Annotated in this window: 17 protein-coding genes and 3 tRNA genes; 9 read left to right on the forward strand and 11 right to left on the reverse strand. The window is 66.4% G+C overall.

Features of this window, described 5'->3' with window-relative positions; translation table 11 throughout:
- Positions 1–25 precede the first annotated feature (25 nt).
- The 6 genes from NDI65_RS07795 to NDI65_RS07820 all read right to left on the reverse strand — a co-directional run bounded on the left by NDI65_RS07795 (position 26) and on the right by NDI65_RS07820 (position 2565).
- Positions 26–110: transfer RNA gene (locus tag NDI65_RS07795), tRNA-Leu, on the reverse strand.
- Positions 111–254: 144 nt separating this feature from the next.
- On the reverse strand, positions 255–1034 hold the full coding sequence (locus tag NDI65_RS07800) for a DNA-directed RNA polymerase subunit D (protein ID WP_089777465.1): 780 nt from the start codon (positions 1032–1034) through the stop codon (positions 255–257).
- 6 nt (positions 1035–1040) lie between these two features.
- Positions 1041–1433, reverse strand: coding sequence for a 30S ribosomal protein S11 (locus tag NDI65_RS07805; RefSeq protein WP_004043027.1), 393 nt, complete (start codon positions 1431–1433; stop codon positions 1041–1043).
- Positions 1430–1957 carry a 30S ribosomal protein S4 gene (locus tag NDI65_RS07810; RefSeq protein ID WP_004043028.1) on the reverse strand — a complete coding sequence of 176 codons (528 nt, stop codon included), beginning with the start codon at positions 1955–1957 and terminating at the stop codon, positions 1430–1432. Before NDI65_RS07810 ends, NDI65_RS07805 begins: the two co-directional genes overlap by 4 nt.
- Positions 1954–2457, reverse strand: a complete 504-nt coding sequence (locus NDI65_RS07815) for a 30S ribosomal protein S13 (protein WP_089777466.1) — start codon at positions 2455–2457, stop codon at positions 1954–1956. The genes NDI65_RS07810 and NDI65_RS07815 overlap by 4 nt, the downstream gene beginning before the upstream one ends.
- A gap of 23 nt (positions 2458–2480) precedes the next feature.
- Positions 2481–2565, reverse strand: a tRNA-Ser gene (locus tag NDI65_RS07820).
- Positions 2566–2771: 206 nt separating this feature from the next.
- On the opposite strand from NDI65_RS07820, the gene NDI65_RS07825 reads away from it, so the two are divergent.
- Positions 2772–3119, forward strand: a complete 348-nt coding sequence (locus NDI65_RS07825; protein WP_089777467.1) for a thioredoxin family protein — start codon at positions 2772–2774, stop codon at positions 3117–3119.
- A 59-nt stretch (positions 3120–3178) separates the two neighbouring features.
- Here NDI65_RS07825 and NDI65_RS07830 read toward each other — a convergent pair whose 3' ends face one another.
- The 3 genes from NDI65_RS07830 to moaA form a co-directional block, all read right to left on the reverse strand.
- Positions 3179–3652, reverse strand: coding sequence for a zinc ribbon domain-containing protein (locus tag NDI65_RS07830; RefSeq protein ID WP_089777468.1), 474 nt, complete (start codon positions 3650–3652; stop codon positions 3179–3181).
- 185 nt (positions 3653–3837) lie between these two features.
- Positions 3838–4746 carry a universal stress protein gene (locus NDI65_RS07835; protein ID WP_310893541.1) on the reverse strand — a complete coding sequence of 303 codons (909 nt, stop codon included), beginning with the start codon at positions 4744–4746 and terminating at the stop codon, positions 3838–3840.
- 54 nt (positions 4747–4800) lie between these two features.
- On the reverse strand, positions 4801–5763 hold the full coding sequence (gene moaA / locus NDI65_RS07840; RefSeq protein ID WP_089777470.1) for a GTP 3',8-cyclase MoaA: 963 nt from the start codon (positions 5761–5763) through the stop codon (positions 4801–4803).
- 193 nt (positions 5764–5956) lie between these two features.
- Here moaA and NDI65_RS07845 point away from each other — a divergent pair, with 193 nt between their 5' ends.
- The 5 genes from NDI65_RS07845 (at position 5957) to NDI65_RS07865 (ending at position 9113) form a co-directional block, all read left to right on the forward strand.
- Positions 5957–6997, forward strand: a complete 1041-nt coding sequence (locus NDI65_RS07845) for an Mrp/NBP35 family ATP-binding protein (RefSeq protein WP_089777471.1) — start codon at positions 5957–5959, stop codon at positions 6995–6997.
- Positions 6994–7293, forward strand: a complete 300-nt coding sequence (locus NDI65_RS07850) for a hypothetical protein (protein ID WP_089777472.1) — start codon at positions 6994–6996, stop codon at positions 7291–7293. The genes NDI65_RS07845 and NDI65_RS07850 overlap by 4 nt, the downstream gene beginning before the upstream one ends.
- A 217-nt stretch (positions 7294–7510) precedes the next feature.
- Positions 7511–8146: a uracil-DNA glycosylase gene (locus NDI65_RS07855; protein WP_089777473.1), complete on the forward strand. Its 636-nt coding sequence runs from the start codon at positions 7511–7513 to the stop codon at positions 8144–8146.
- An 81-nt stretch (positions 8147–8227) separates the two neighbouring features.
- Entirely contained in the window at positions 8228–8983 is a 756-nt protein-coding gene (locus tag NDI65_RS07860; RefSeq protein WP_089777474.1) for a hypothetical protein, read from the forward strand.
- A 46-nt stretch (positions 8984–9029) separates the two neighbouring features.
- Positions 9030–9113 (forward strand) — tRNA-Ser (locus tag NDI65_RS07865).
- 205 nt (positions 9114–9318) lie between these two features.
- Here NDI65_RS07865 and NDI65_RS07870 read toward each other — a convergent pair.
- Positions 9319–10050, reverse strand: coding sequence for a GNAT family N-acetyltransferase (locus NDI65_RS07870; protein WP_089777475.1), 732 nt, complete (start codon positions 10048–10050; stop codon positions 9319–9321).
- Positions 10051–10196: 146 nt separating this feature from the next.
- On the opposite strand from NDI65_RS07870, the gene NDI65_RS07875 reads away from it, so the two are divergent.
- Positions 10197–10517, forward strand: coding sequence for a DUF5785 family protein (locus tag NDI65_RS07875; RefSeq protein ID WP_089777476.1), 321 nt, complete (start codon positions 10197–10199; stop codon positions 10515–10517).
- A gap of 36 nt (positions 10518–10553) precedes the next feature.
- On the opposite strand, the gene udk is transcribed toward NDI65_RS07875, so the two are convergent.
- On the reverse strand, positions 10554–11249 hold the full coding sequence (udk, locus tag NDI65_RS07880; protein WP_089777477.1) for a uridine kinase: 696 nt from the start codon (positions 11247–11249) through the stop codon (positions 10554–10556).
- 186 nt (positions 11250–11435) lie between these two features.
- Between udk and NDI65_RS07885 the strand changes: the two genes are divergently transcribed.
- Together NDI65_RS07885 and NDI65_RS07890 are read left to right on the forward strand one after the other, a co-directional pair.
- The gene (locus NDI65_RS07885) at positions 11436–12746 is read left to right on the forward strand and encodes an ABC transporter substrate-binding protein (RefSeq protein ID WP_089777478.1); all 1311 of its coding nucleotides are present in this window, start codon (positions 11436–11438) and stop codon (positions 12744–12746) included.
- A gap of 168 nt (positions 12747–12914) precedes the next feature.
- Positions 12915–14093, forward strand: a complete 1179-nt coding sequence (locus tag NDI65_RS07890) for a hypothetical protein (RefSeq protein WP_089777479.1) — start codon at positions 12915–12917, stop codon at positions 14091–14093.
- The last annotated feature ends 17 nt before the right edge of the window (positions 14094–14110 follow it).

Consider the following 14110-nt stretch of genomic DNA (forward strand, 5'->3'; position numbering starts at 1 on the left):
GTCTACCTCCAGAGAGAAAGCGGAGTGCAGGGAGCAGGATTTGAACCTGCGGACTCCTATGAGACAGCGCCCTGAACGCTGCGCCGTTGGCCAGACTTGGCTATCCCTGCAAGCATTCCGCTGTACTTCATGCCCCGTAAAAACACCTTCGGTCCGACCCGCCGTCGTGAGGGAGTCACACGCCACGCTATCGGTGGCAGTGACCCCTCGCGGGGCGGGCGAACGTCGGTGTTGAGACGGGGCAGCGTTCATTCTTACAGTGCGACCTTCTCTTCGAGTTCGGCCGCGCGGTCGCCCAAGGAGGCGACGGCGCGCGTCACGAGCTCGTCGACGTCGAACGAACCGTCCGTCTCCACACTGAAGACGAACGCTCCGGGCACGTCGTGTACTTCGACCTCTTTACCGGGGTACCGCTCCGTCAGGTCGTTGCCGAACGTCTCCGTCGCGACGAGGTCGCCGTCTGCGGCGTCCCCCTCGGCGTGCTCCGCCGCGGCCTCTTCGATGACGCCGCGGAGGATGTTCGGCTCCTGTTCATCGAACTCGCCGGCGTCGCCGACGACCTCCACGCGCTGGAGGTGTCGGTAGCCGACGGCGACCCCGCCTTGGTTCTTGGCGTGGTCCTTTCCGTAACCGAGGACGGCGTCGGCCTCAAATTCGAGGCGCTGGCCCTCCTTCAGCTCGATAATGGGGATGTTCTCGTCCGCCGGGACGACCATGTCGTCCGCGGATTCGATGTCCCCGGAGTAGGCGGTTGCCGGCCCGTCGACTTCGAGCGCGACGGTGACGGTGTCACCGGGCTCGAAGTCGTCGAGAGGCGTGGTCAACGGAACCAGACCGAGACGAAGCCCGATCATCTCGTCGAACATGACCGAGGTGTTCTCCACGAACCGAACGGTGTCGATGGAGAACGTCGGCACGTCGGCGACCATCGCCCGGCGAATGCCGTTGGCTAGCGCCGGGGTCAGACCGCGCGCGACGAAACGGGCGCGTCGGTCTTCGCGTTCGATGAACTCGACCTGGAAGTCGTTTACCATGGTGTGTTAGAGTCGGCTGTTTTTCGGCGCGCGAGTTCCGTCGTGCGGAATCGGCGTCACGTCCTCGATGCGACCGATTTCGAGACCGGCGCGAGCGAGGGCGCGAATCGTTGCCTGTGCGCCGGGTCCGGGGCTCTTGTTACCGTTGCCACCGGGACCGCGAACGCGGACGTGCAGACCGGCGATGCCCGCCGCCTTGATCTGGTCGGCGACGCTCTCTGCCATCTGCATGGCCGCGTACGGAGATGCCTCGTCACGGTTCTGCTTGACGACGGAACCGCCGGACGACTTGACGATCGTCTCGGCGCCCGTGATGTCAGTCACCGTGATGAGCGTGTTGTTGAACGATGCGTGAACGTGGGCGATGCCCCACTTGTCACCGGTTTCGGATTCGCTCATTCTTGGGCCTCCGCGCGCTCAGGGTGCAGTTCGTCCGCGAGCTTCGACGTCTCGTCGAACGCCACGGTGTCCTCTTCGTCGACCTCGACCTTGCGGGAGGGGACGGTCGTCCGCGCACCGTCGACGGTCACGTGACCGTGGACGATGAACTGACGGGCCTGCTGGGGCGTCTGTGCGAGCCCCTTGCGGTAGGCGACCGTCTGGAACCGACGTTCGAGGATGTCGGTCACGTCGAGACGCAGCGTCTGGGAGATGTCGTCCTCCGCAGAGAGGATGCCGTAGCGGCGCATGCGCGCCATGAACTCGGCACCGAGCGACTCGGCTTCTTCGACGTCACCCTGGGCCTCGCCGAGGAGGCGTCGCGCCTCGCGGCGGAGGTTGCGCAGTTCGGACTGCGCGCGCCAGAGTTCTTCCTTGTTCTTGAGACCGTACCGAGAGAGGAGGTCCGATTCCTGCGCGATGCGCTCGCCCTGGAACGGGTGGTTCGGGGTCTCGTAGAACTTGGTGTTGTTACCCGTCGTCATTCTTCAGCCTGCGCCTCCTTGATCTCCTCGACGTTGACACCGATGGTGCCTTCGGTACGTCCAGTGGACTTCGTCCGCTGGCCGCGAACCTTCTGGCCGCGCTGGTGTCGAACGCCCTTGTAGGAGCTGATCATCTTCATGCGGTTGATATCATGCCGCCGCTTCTCTTCGAGGTCCGAGCCCGTGATGTGGTCGGTCTCACCGGAGAAGAAGTCCTTCCGTCGGTTTGCCATCCACTCGGGGGCGTGGTCCTCGAAGTTCTCGACGACATCGACAACGGAGTCGATCTCGCCTTCGGGGAGCTTACCGAACAGCGCCGTTCGGTTCACTTCCGCGGCGTCGGCGATGATGCGCGCTGTGCGCTTGCCGATACCCTTCATGTCCGTCAGACTGCGCTCTACCGTCTTCGTTCCGTCAAGGTCGGTCTGACCAATTCGGATGAAGTAACGGAGGTCCTCTTCCTCCTCCGGAGAGCCGTCCTGTGGTTCTTCTGCACTCATGACTTTGGAAGTCGTGTTGTGAGCGTTGCGGCGGGGATTCGAACCCCGGGGGCTTGACGCCACTGAGTTAGCAACCCAGCGCCTTGGGCCAGGCTTGGCTACCGCAACACTTCGGTCGTGTTAGTTTCGCCCTTCCGGACTCGGGGACGACATTCCCCTACATCGATTGCATCCGTTACGAGACGGGGGCATTACTTAAACATCACGAAAGGGACCTCGCGTGACAGCCCGAGTCACCGCCGCTCGCCGCCGAACTGTGGCGTGTTACACAATCTCACCAAAATCATAATAACTGCGGTTACGTATTCCCGCCAATGAGTTCGACAGAGTCCGCGACCGCGCCGACGAAGCCCGTGCGAATCGACACCGCCGAGGAGCTCGACGCCCTCGTGGCCGAACACGACCGCGTCCTCCTCGACATCTACACGAAGGGCTGTACGCTGTGTCAGAGCATCGAACCCGTCCTCGGCAACGTCTCGAAAGCCACCGACGTGGTCGTCGCGATGCTGAACCCGCAGACGGATATGTCGGTCGCGGAGCGGTACACGATTCGGAGCGTCCCGACGCTCCTCCTGTTCGAAGACGGCGAACTCGTCGACCGCCTCGCCGACGGCTTCCAAGGGGCGCAGGCGGTCGTCGACTTCGTCGAGAAAGAGCGGTAAGGTCGGTCGCGTCGGTTCGGCCTCCGTGGGGGCGCTCTTTCGACCCCGCGGTGGCAGTCTCAGCGGTCGGTCGGTTCGTCGAGGCGGGTCGTACACCAGTGACAGAAGCCGAGATCAGCGTCGACCTCACGGCCGCACTCGGGGCACGTGACGGTGTCCGAATCGGGGTCGGCGACGGTCGCCGCCGAGGCGTCGGTGTCGGCGTCTTCGGCGGCGGAGCGGTCGGCCTGCGCCTGCGCTTCGGCGGCCTGTCGCAGGCCGAGGAAGAAGGCGTCGAGGACGCTCACGAAGCTCACCGCGAGGATGGGCACCAGTTCCGAGAGGACCGCGACGAACTCCGACGGCGGTATCGCCTCCCCGACGGACAGCGGGTCGAACGCCTCCGGCGGAACGAACAGCGCGGACACCGCGAACGTGAGAAGCACCCAGAGAGCGGCCCGCCGCCAGCGTCGCAGATACAGATGCCCGAGCCCCGTGAGTATGAGGCCGAGTATCGCGGCGAGCCAGGGGCGGTGTTTCGTGAGTGCGGACATACGTGGATTGGGTTGGTTCTCGCTCATGAGAGTTCCGTTCGTGAGACGCGGCGAGCGAACGCGGTCGCACGTCCGCCTCTGACGCCGAGCGACCGAACGCACATGGACACGTGAACCGACGTGGAGCGGACACATAAAGTGAGCCACGCGAACCGGCGCGGCGCTCCCGAAACAGTCTCAGCGAGTTATCGTCGCCCGGGCGAGTCGATGGTATCGCCGTCGCCCGCGCTCGGAACGACGAGCGCCGGAACCCCGACGTGGCGGACGATTCGCCCGGCAACGGTTCTCGCGGTGCGGTCCCCGCCGCCCTGAGCCTCATCGGCCCCGTCGACGCCGACGACGACCACATCGGCTCCCGTCCGTTCGACGTGCGCCAGCAGTTCGGCCGCGGGAACGCCGGTTCGGACGGTCCCACCGGACTCGACGGCGTCTCTCGCGGCCGCGGCAGCGACGGCGTTCACGCGGCCTCTCGCCTCGGTTTCGAGCGTCCGGCGCGTGTCGGGCGACGCCGTCTCGACGGCGCGCTCGTCGATGACCGCGAGCGGTTCGAGAACCCCGCGAGTCGCCGCGGCGATGCGGCGAGCGAACGTTGCGGCCGGCTCCGCCGAGGGCACGTCGTCGGCGAAGAGCGCAATCCGTCGGTACGTCGGTCGAGGCGACGCCGACGGGACCACGAGCGTCGGGACCGGCGGCGCGTCGAGGACGCGCTCGGCGACCGACCCGACGAGGAACCGACCGGGGCCGGACCGGCCGTGGCGACCGAGGACGAGCAGGTCGCCGTCGCCGACGGCGCGTTCGACCGCGGCCGCGGCCGGCCCGCCGACGACTGCCGAGGTCAGACGGACGCCCGCGAGGAGCGCCCGACGCGTGACCGCGCCGACGGCCTCCTCCGCTTCGACGGCGGCGCTGGCGGACGGCCCGGCGGTCTCGGTTTCAGTCGTCCCGGACGCGGCGGTGGACGGCACACCGGTCGCGGAGACGACGTGGAGCGGCGCATCGAGGACGCCGGCGAGAAACAGCGCGTGGGCCGCGGCGGTCGCCGCGGCGGCGCTTCCGTCCGTCGCGAGGACCACTCGCTCGGCGGTGACAGTCATGCGCCCCGAGAGGTCGTCGGAGGAGAAAAGTTCGCGCGTCGGGGCGACCGACGCTCAGGCGCCGATGTACTCCTCGTTTATCGTCCAGCCGTCGTCGCCGTCGCGGACGAGGTACTCGCCGTAGTACGGGACGCGGTTGGCGACGACCGCCTCGAACGTCTCGCGGATGTCCTCCCGGGTCATCTCGCCCATCGGGCGCAGGTCGTCGTTGCGGTTGAGACAGCCCTTCAGGTATCCCTCGTGCGTCACGCGCACGCGGTGGCAGTTGGCGCAGAACTCGGGGTTCTCGACGGGGTCGACGATTTCGACCATGCCCTTGCCGACGTAGTAGCGGCGGCGGTGGTGCATGTCGCGGACCTCCACCTCGTCGGCGAGGTCGGCCAGCCACCGGTGGACGCGCTCGATGTCGATGTTCCACTCCGGGCGGCCCGTCAGTTCGGGCATGTACTGGATGAGTTGGAGCTGTAGCCCCTCGTTTTCGGCGACGTACTCGACCATCTCCTCGACGTGGCCGGCGGTCTTCGTGAACACGACCATGTTGAGCTTCACGGGCGTGAGGCCGGCGTCGACCGCGGCCTTGACGCCCTCCATCACCTTGTCGTACGCCCCGGACTTCGTGATTTGCGCGAACGCCTCGGGGTCGAGGGCGTCCTGCGAGACGTTCACGCGGTCGAGGCCGGCCGCGACGAGGTCCTCTGCGCGGTCGCCGAGGAACGTCCCGTTGGTGGTAAGCGAGGTCTCCATCGAGTCCGGCGTCCGCCGGATAATCTCTTCGAGGTCCGCGCGGAGCATCGGCTCGCCGCCGGTGAATTTCACCTTCTCGACGCCGTACTCCTCGACGACTTCGAGAAAGCGGACCACGTCGTCGGCGCTCATCTCCTCGTCGGAGGCGTCCATCGGCCCGCGGGTGTCGCCCAGTCCCTCGTTGTGGCAGTAGACGCAGTCGAAGTTACACCGGTCGGTCAGAGAGATTCGAACGCCAGTTACCTCGCGGTCGAAGTCGTCCACCAGCACCATATACCGAATCCTGGGAGTGTACGTTGATAAATTCGCTGTCGATGACCGGAACGGAGTAACTGGAACCCGTTACGTTCTCGGGGTCTCGAAGTCGGTGGCGGTGTGGGCGGCGATGCGGGTCGCCACCTGCGACCGTCACCGCGCGACGAGACCTTACAAAACCCTTATCGGCCGCACCGCCGGAGTGACGGACATGGACGAAGCCGACGTACGCGACCGCTTGCGGTCGGTCGAGGACCCCGACCTCGGAGACGATATCGTCTCGCTCGGACTGGTGAACGCCGTCGAGGTGGACGGCGACACCGCCCGCATCTCGCTCGCGCTCGGTGCCCCGTACTCCCCGGCGGAGACGGACATCGGCCGTCGAATCCGCGAGGTCCTCGCCGAGGACGGGTTGGAGGCCGACCTCACCGCCAAGATTCCGACCGACCGCGACCCCGACGAGGAGGTGCTCCCCGGCGTGAAGAACATCATCGCCGTCGCCTCCGGGAAAGGCGGCGTCGGGAAATCGACGGTCGCCGTGAACCTCGCGGCGGGCCTCTCGAAGCTCGGCGCGCGCGTCGGTCTGTTCGACGCCGACATCTACGGACCGAACGTCCCGCGCATGGTCGCCGCCGAGGAAGCGCCGCAGGCGACCCAAGACCAGACCATCGTCCCGCCAGAGAAGTACGGGATGAAGCTCATGTCGATGGCCTTCCTCGTCGGCGACGACGACCCGGTCATCTGGCGCGGCCCGATGGTCCACCAACTGCTCACGCAACTCGTTGAGGACGTGGAGTGGGGCAGTCTCGACTACCTCGTCCTCGACCTGCCGCCGGGCACCGGTGACACACAACTGTCTATCCTCCAGACGCTCCCGCTCACGGGCGCGGTCATCGTCACGACCCCGCAGAACGTCGCCCTCGACGACGCCAACAAGGGGCTTCGGATGTTCGGCAAGCACGACACGAACGTCCTCGGCATCGTCGAGAACATGAGCACGTTCCGGTGTCCCGACTGCGGCAACCGCCACGACATCTTCGGCGCGGGCGGCGGCCGCGAGTTCGCCGCGTCGAACGACCTGCCGTTCCTCGGGGCGCTCCCGCTCGACCCGGCCGTCCGCGAGGGCGGCGACGGCGGCAAGCCCATCGTCCTCGAAGACGACGACGAGACGGCCGACGCGTTCCGCGTGATGACCGAGAACATCGCCGACATGGTCGGCGTCGTCCAGCGGCGGACCGTCAGCGAGCGATGAGCGACGACGGCCGACTGGACGGTGACGCCGACGTGAACGGCGACGCCGACGAAGTCGACTGGGAGATGGCTCCGGACTCGGACGCCGATTTCCCCGCGGACCCCGAGCGCGTCGCGTTCCTCCGCGACATCGCCGACGACATCTACGGCGAGTCCTCCGAGAGCCGACAGGTGTCGGCCATCCTCTACCGCGTCAGCGACCTCTACGACCCCGACGGCGACACCTCGCCCGAGGAGATATACCTGAACGTCCGTCACATCATGGACATCAAGGCCCAGGGCGGCATCGACCGCTGAAGCGTTCGAAACCACGTCTCCCAAGCCCCCGACGGGCGTCCGCCCCCGGACGTTCACTTCCGCTTTCTTCGAGTCCGTGATTCGACCGCCAGCGTCGCCGCCGGCGACTCATCCGCCCGGTCGCCTCGTGTTCACTTTCACCGCGGACTGGAGGTCGGACGAACTGAGAACCTGCGCCGACCGGGCGGGTTTTGGTTCCGGAGCCGAATTCGAGGGTGTGGACGCACACCAACGCCAGTTCCGGAACCCCTTCTCGATGGACACCGATTGCACGAACTGCTCGGCGCTCTGCGAGACGCGCGAGCGGGTCGTCCACGGCTACGGCGACGTGGGCGCGGAGTTCCTGTTCGTCGGCGAGGCTCCGACCGCGGCCGCGGAGCGGGCGGGCGTTCCCTTCACCGGCGACGAGGCCGGCCAGCGCGTCCAGCGCGTCCTCGGCGACCTCGGGTTCGTTCGCTCCGACCCGGACGCCGACGAGCCGGACGTACAGAACGTCTTTTTCACGTACCTCACGCGCTGTCGACACCCCGACCGCGGGCCGACCGACGACGAAGTGGCGACCTGCGAGCCCTACCTGAACGCGGAGATTCGGATGATAAACCCGCACATCATCGTCCCCGTCGGACAGGCCGCACTGGAGGCGCTCGCCTTCGATTACACCACGCGCGCGGCCGACAGTTTCGACGTCGACGCGGAGCACGCGACGACCATCCGCGGCCGCGGCTTCGAACTCGTCCCGATGAAGGAGCCGGAGCGCCTGACCGACGCCGACGCCGAGGCATTCGTCGAACACGTCCGCGAGTCCGTGTTCGCCCGGGACTACCGGCAGACGAAGGGGCGGCAGAGTCGCTGAGGCGGCCCGCCGGGTTCGAGGCGTCCGCGACTGCGCCCCGCAAGCGGCGGGTTCAAGGGTTCCCCGGCGCGAGGGGAGGGTATGACGGTCATCGCCGTACTCGCCGAACCGCCGCGGCCGGGACTGGTGCTTTCGGAACTCGCTGAGACGAGTCCGCTCTCCGAGTCCGAAGCCGCGGAGCTCTACGCCGCGATGCTCAAAGACGTCTGTATCGCCGTCGAGCGGTCGGGCGGCGACCTCCTCGTCAACTACCGCGCCGAGGACGACATCCCCGACGAGTTCGCCGGGGACCACGACTCGGAGGCCGAGGTTCGGAGCGTCGTCGCCGACGCCCTCGGCGGCACCGACGACGCGCGGTTCGAGCCGCAGGTCGGCTCGACGTTCTCCGCCCGAGCGGGCAACACCGTCTCGCACCTCCTCACCGAAGAGGAAGTTCACTCGGTCGCCGTCGTCCGTCCGGTCGCGCCGCTTCTCGGCCGCACCCATATCGACAGCGCGGCGATGAAGCTCCGGAGCACGCCGGTCGTCCTCGGTCCCTCGACGGAAGGTCGGGTCTACTTCTCGGGCTTCCTCGACCCAATCGACTTCACCGACGCCTACGCGGAGCCGGAAGTCGAGACGCTCGCCGAGGCGGCCGACGACGCGGGCCACGGCCTCGACTACGTCCCGATGTTGCCCGTCCTCGAAACGGGCGCGGACCTCGCCACGGTCGTCCCGATGCTCCGCTCGCGGGTCGAATCCGAGCGGCTCGTCCCCGAGCACACGACGACGTTCGTCTTCGAGAAGGGGCTTCGGGTCGAATCGACCGACGGCGTGTTGGAACTCGTCCGCGACTGAGCGAAGCGACAACACTTAGGTATCCGACTCAAAATTCCCGTGTGAAGGTGGGATGGCGGAGTGGCCTAACGCGCCTGCCTTGAAAGCAGGTTTCCTCACGGAATCCTGGGTTCAAATCCCAGTCCCACCGCATTCTCAGAGAACCGAGACGCGCAGGTTTAGCTGCGCGTCTCCGGTGAACGCGTGACGCGGAGACGGACTGTGATTTGAACGAGACGAGTCGCAGCCCGAGCGGGGCGAGGGACCGTCTCGGCGTTGTTCAAATCCCAGTCCCACCGCACTTACTACGCGACACCAACGACCCCACAAAAAGCGACTAACAGCCCCCGACCAACTCAGAACTGATACGCCATCATCACCTCGTCGATGTGTTCGTCGCCGATGGTGTAGTGGTCTCTGCGAATCGCCTCGGTCTCCCAGCCGTGGTCGCCGAGGAACTCCAGCGCGCGGTCGTTCGTCATCGGAACGCTGTTGTACACCTTCCGGAAGCCGTTGGCCTCGGCCCAGTCGAGGCCGCGACGAAGCAGGAGGCTCCCGATGCCCGACCCGCGGTAGTCCTCCTTGACGCCGACGGTCTGCTGGGCGGTCTCGCGGATGCGCGACACCTGCGGGAGGTCGAGATGCGTCCAGCCGACGACCTCCTCGCCGATGGTGGCGACGAAGAACACGCGGGACTCGACGCGGTTGTGGCGCGTGACCGCCTCGTCGTAGAGGAGCTGTTCGGCGATGGTCTCGGCGACGACGTACGTCTCCTCGGAGGTCACGTCGCGAATCGCGTCGATGAGGCCCTCGAAGTCGCGCTGGCGGCCCGGCCGGATGGTGACGACGCCGGCGTCGGTCTCGTGTTCCTCGATAGCGCCCACGTCGAGCGCCAACTGGAGCGTGCCGCCGTCTTCTTCGAGATAGCCGCGGGACTTCAGCCGGTCGAGTTCGCTCCGGAACTCGTCGGAGGGAACGGGCGCGACGTCGAGGAGGACGTTTCGCTTGGCGGTGCCGTGCCGCTCGACGTACTCGTAAATCAGCTTGCTGGCCTCGGATTCGAACGTCGGGCGCTCGGTCGCTCGCATGACTCCAAGAACGATAGTGTGCCACGCGTATATTTCTTGTTCATGGATAGCAAACAGCATAGTCGGCGCGGCTCGGCAGCGGCGTCCCGCATGACAGATATCAACAGATGCGTAACGGCTTTGAATCGGCCTGCCAACACTCGGGTATGGATTGGCCACACGACCCGGACGGCGAAGAGGGGAGCGAAGGCGGACGCAAGTACGGCCAGGCGGTCATCGCGAAGAAGATCGACGAGGACGAGGACTTCCCGCTGAACAAAGCGGCGTTCGTCGAGGAGTTCGGCGACCACCCCATCCGACTCGACTACGAGCGCGTCGTCTCGCTTTCGGACATCTTCGAGCACGTCGAAGGCGAGGAGTTCGGCGACTTCGTCGAGCTCCACAAGGCCGTCGGCAAGGCGATGCGCGAGAACGGCTTTTGGTTCTACGAGGGCGCGGAGCAGTTCGTCACCGGCAAGAAGGCGTAATCTTCGCGGCCCGGACTTTCGACCCGCGACGGCGAGTTAGTTGCCGGACCCGCGGAACGAGGTCCGCTCTTTGACCTCCCGTTCGATAGCGTCGCGCTCCCACGTGCGCGTCTCGTCGCCCTCCACTTCGGCTTGGACCTTCTCTTCGAGCAGCGTGACCGCGACGCTGTTGGCTCCCTCGGGGATGATGAGGTCCGCGTGCTTCTTCGTCGGCTCGATGAACTGCTCGTGCATCGGCTTGACCGTCGAGAGGTACTGGTCGATGACGCCCTGCAGGTCGCGCCCGCGGTCGATGGCGTCGCGTTGGATGCGCCGGAGGATGCGCACGTCGGCGTCGGTCTCCACGTAGAGCCGGAGGTCGAGCATCTCGTTTACGTCCTCGTCGTAGAGCGCGAGAATCCCTTCGAGGATGATGACGTCGGTCGGCTCGACGGTCTCCCGCTCGGGCTTCCGGTTGTGAATCTCGAAGTCGTACTGGGGCATTTCGACCGCTCTTCCCTCCAACAGCTCCGAGAGCTGTTCGTACAGCAGGTCCCACTCGAACGCCGAGGGGTGGTCGTAGTTCAACTGCTCGCGTTCCGCCATTTCGAGATGGCTCCGGTCTTTGTAGTAGTTGTCAATCGGAATCCGCGTCACGGACTCGCCGACGTTCTCCGTGATGAGTCGGGCCACGGTGGTCTTTCCGGCACCGCTCCCCCCCGCGATACCGATGACGAACGACGGGATAGTCATTGTCCCAAAGACGCCCGCGAACGGGTTTGAACGCAGCGGTTCGCCGGCTTCACCGCCTTGGTACTTAAAGGAGGATGTGTGGTAGTTTCACGCAACCGATTCTCGCACCGCCGTCGGTCGCAATTATCATGGCTTTTCAAACGCAGGGAGTAAGGCTTATAAGTAGTAGTTGCTATTGCCTTTCACATGGTACGTGATATCGTACGCCGCGACTTCCTCAAGGGAGTGGGAGCCGCGGGCGCGGCAGGCTTGACTGGCTTATCCGGATGCATCGGTGGCGGCGGCGGCGGCGGCCCCGAGGGGCTCGTCGTCATCGGCTACCCCGAAAGCGGTATTCAACTGTTCCGTGACTACTACAGCGCGTCCGACGGGAGCCAGGAGATTCTCGTGCCCGACGGGATGCGCTCCGGGTCGATGCCCGGGCAAGTCGGTAACGACATGGCGAACGTGACCGGGACGGCGCCCGCGGCGGGCGGCCCGAATCAAGACACGTTCAATCAGCTGTTCGAAGACGAGTACGATGCGGCACCGGGCGTCTTCACGTCGCAGACGTACGACTCGGTCGCGATTCAGTTGCTCGCGAACGCCGCCGCCGGGGAGAACTCCGGGCCGGCCATCAAAGATCAGATGCGCCGGATGGCGAACCCCGGCGGGATGACCGTCGGACCAGACAACCTCGTCGAGGGTATCGAGGCCGCTGCGAACGGCGAAGACATCGACTACCAGGGCGCGTCGTCGTCGGTCAACTTCGACGAGAACGGCGACCCGGCGGAGGCCGCGTACGCCATCTGGACGTTCGACGCCGACAACAACGCGACGAGCCAAGAGGACGTCCAGAGCTTCGAGGGCGAGAACCCGGACGGCTCCGGGCCGGCGGCCGACAGCGGCCCGGGCGGTTCCGACCGCGAGATGTCGATCGGTATCCTCCTACCGGAGACCGGCGACCTCGCGGCCGTCGGTGCGCCGATGATTCAGGCCGGACAGATTCCGGTCATGCAGGTCAACGACGCCAACCCGGCCGGCCTCTCGGTCAACGCGCAGATCGAAGACACCCAGACGTCCCCTGACGCCGGTGTCTCCGCCGCGAGTTCGCTCGTCTCCGCGGGCGTTCCCTCGGTCTGTGGGTCCGCGTCGTCCGGCGTGAACGTCCCCGTCTCACAGCAGGCGTTCATCCCGAACGAAATCGTCGGCTGTTCGCCGTCCTCGACGGCGCTGTCCGTCTCGAACCTCGACGACAACGACTTCATCTTCCGGACCGCGCCCTCGGACTTCCTGCAGGGCCGCGTCATGGCGCAGGTCATGGCCGAGCGCCTCGAAGCCAGTTCGGTCTCGACGCTGTACGTCAACAACGACTACGGCCAGCAGCTCTCCGAACGCTTCGCGAACGTGTTCAGCGACTCGTTCGACGGCGAGGTGTACAACCAAGTCGCGTTCAACATCGGCGAGTCCTCGTACTCCTCGGTCATCGAGACGGCGCTGTCCGGCCCGGAGAACTAACCCGACGACAACCCCGGATTTTCTTTCGTCGCCGCCGACGCGAGCGGCCGCGCCCGGTCGTCGCGCCCGCGTTCCGGTTCGCGTCTCTGTTCGTGATTCTGTTCCGCTCTCGCCACACGCCCCCGGGGGACACAAGACATACATACCCCCGTTGACAGATTCGAGTCGATGAAGCGACGCGCCCTCCTCTCGACCGTCGCCGGGTCGGCTCTCGGACTCGCCGGCGGCTGTCTCTCCGACGCCGACGAAGCGACCGAGACCCCCGCGAACCCACAGACCACCGCGACCGGCTCTCCGACCGGTTCGCCGACCGAGACGGACACGTCGGACCCGGAGGCCGACCCCGACGTCGGCCTCTCGGTCGTCAACGAGGACGACGAACCGCACGCGCTGTCGGTTCGAGTGACCGACGGCGGCGGGACGCGCGTCGACAGTTCGCTCGACGTCGGGGCCGGGCCCGGCTACGGGCGGAACGTCGCGAACGACCTCGTCGGCGACGGCAGCTACCGCGTCGTCGCGGAACTCGAAACGGGCGCGACGCTCGACTACGAGTGGACGGTCACGAACGAGGCGCGCCGCCTCGAACTCGTCGTCACGCCCGACGCCGACCTCGAACCGCGGCAGCGCGTGACGCCGGCATTCGACGACGCCGACCTGCCGTACTCGGTGCCGGATGCGGCGGACATCTTCTCGCCGCCGACCGCGGGGATTCGGAACCGGAGCGACGCCGACGCCCGGCTTACGGTCGCCATCGAACACGACGGGACCCTCTTTTTCGAGCACGCGTTCGACGCGGCGACCGACAGGGAGATTTCGACGCCGTCGCTCGTCGAGTCCCACGGCACCTACGAGGTGTTCGTGGAGGCCGAAGACGGGCGCACCGCGACCCACGAGTGGCGCATCCCCGAGAAGTGGGCGTGGCCGACGCTCGCGGTACTCGTCGCGGACGACGGCTCGCTCCGGGTCGGCTCTGGATGGCCCAAGATGGCCTCGGTCCACGTCGAAAACGAGGGCGAGGCGGAACGCGACCTGACGGTGACGCTCGTTCGACCCGACGACGCGGACGCCGCCGGCGACGACGCCGGCGGGACCGGCACCGGCTCTGGTGGCACGGTCGTCTCGGAGACGAGCCGGACTGTCTCGCCCGGTGAGTCGAATCTCGCGTTCGACGTTCCCATCGGCGACGAGTACGAACTCAGTATCGAGACGCCCGCGGGCTCGGAGACGGTCGACTACCCGGCGTGTTACTGCTGGAGCACGAACGTGACGGTGACGCTCGAAGGTGGTTCGAGCGGCGGTAATGGCGGCGGCCCGTCGGTCGAGTCGTCCCAGTACGTCTGCGAGTGACCGCCGAAACATAACGC

This window comes from Haloferax sp. S2CR25 (assembly GCF_031624535.1).
In the GTDB taxonomy this organism is placed as follows: domain Archaea; phylum Halobacteriota; class Halobacteria; order Halobacteriales; family Haloferacaceae; genus Haloferax; species Haloferax massiliensis.

Coding starts and splice junctions, on each gene's coding strand:
- NDI65_RS07800 (WP_089777465.1), bottom strand. CDS start 1,034: ATGGTAAACGACTTCCAGGTCGAGTTCATCGAACGCGAAGACCGACGC.
- NDI65_RS07805 (WP_004043027.1), bottom strand. CDS start 1,433: ATGAGCGAATCCGAAACCGGTGACAAGTGGGGCATCGCCCACGTTCAC.
- NDI65_RS07810 (WP_004043028.1), bottom strand. CDS start 1,957: ATGACGACGGGTAACAACACCAAGTTCTACGAGACCCCGAACCACCCG.
- NDI65_RS07815 (WP_089777466.1), bottom strand. CDS start 2,457: ATGAGTGCAGAAGAACCACAGGACGGCTCTCCGGAGGAGGAAGAGGAC.
- NDI65_RS07825 (WP_089777467.1), top strand. CDS start 2,772: ATGAGTTCGACAGAGTCCGCGACCGCGCCGACGAAGCCCGTGCGAATC.
- NDI65_RS07830 (WP_089777468.1), bottom strand. CDS start 3,652: ATGTCCGCACTCACGAAACACCGCCCCTGGCTCGCCGCGATACTCGGC.
- NDI65_RS07835 (WP_310893541.1), bottom strand. CDS start 4,746: ATGACTGTCACCGCCGAGCGAGTGGTCCTCGCGACGGACGGAAGCGCC.
- moaA (WP_089777470.1), bottom strand. CDS start 5,763: ATGGTGCTGGTGGACGACTTCGACCGCGAGGTAACTGGCGTTCGAATC.
- NDI65_RS07845 (WP_089777471.1), top strand. CDS start 5,957: ATGGACGAAGCCGACGTACGCGACCGCTTGCGGTCGGTCGAGGACCCC.
- NDI65_RS07850 (WP_089777472.1), top strand. CDS start 6,994: ATGAGCGACGACGGCCGACTGGACGGTGACGCCGACGTGAACGGCGAC.
- NDI65_RS07860 (WP_089777474.1), top strand. CDS start 8,228: ATGACGGTCATCGCCGTACTCGCCGAACCGCCGCGGCCGGGACTGGTG.
- NDI65_RS07870 (WP_089777475.1), bottom strand. CDS start 10,050: ATGCGAGCGACCGAGCGCCCGACGTTCGAATCCGAGGCCAGCAAGCTG.
- NDI65_RS07875 (WP_089777476.1), top strand. CDS start 10,197: ATGGATTGGCCACACGACCCGGACGGCGAAGAGGGGAGCGAAGGCGGA.
- udk (WP_089777477.1), bottom strand. CDS start 11,249: ATGACTATCCCGTCGTTCGTCATCGGTATCGCGGGGGGGAGCGGTGCC.
- NDI65_RS07885 (WP_089777478.1), top strand. CDS start 11,436: ATGGTACGTGATATCGTACGCCGCGACTTCCTCAAGGGAGTGGGAGCC.
- NDI65_RS07890 (WP_089777479.1), top strand. CDS start 12,915: ATGAAGCGACGCGCCCTCCTCTCGACCGTCGCCGGGTCGGCTCTCGGA.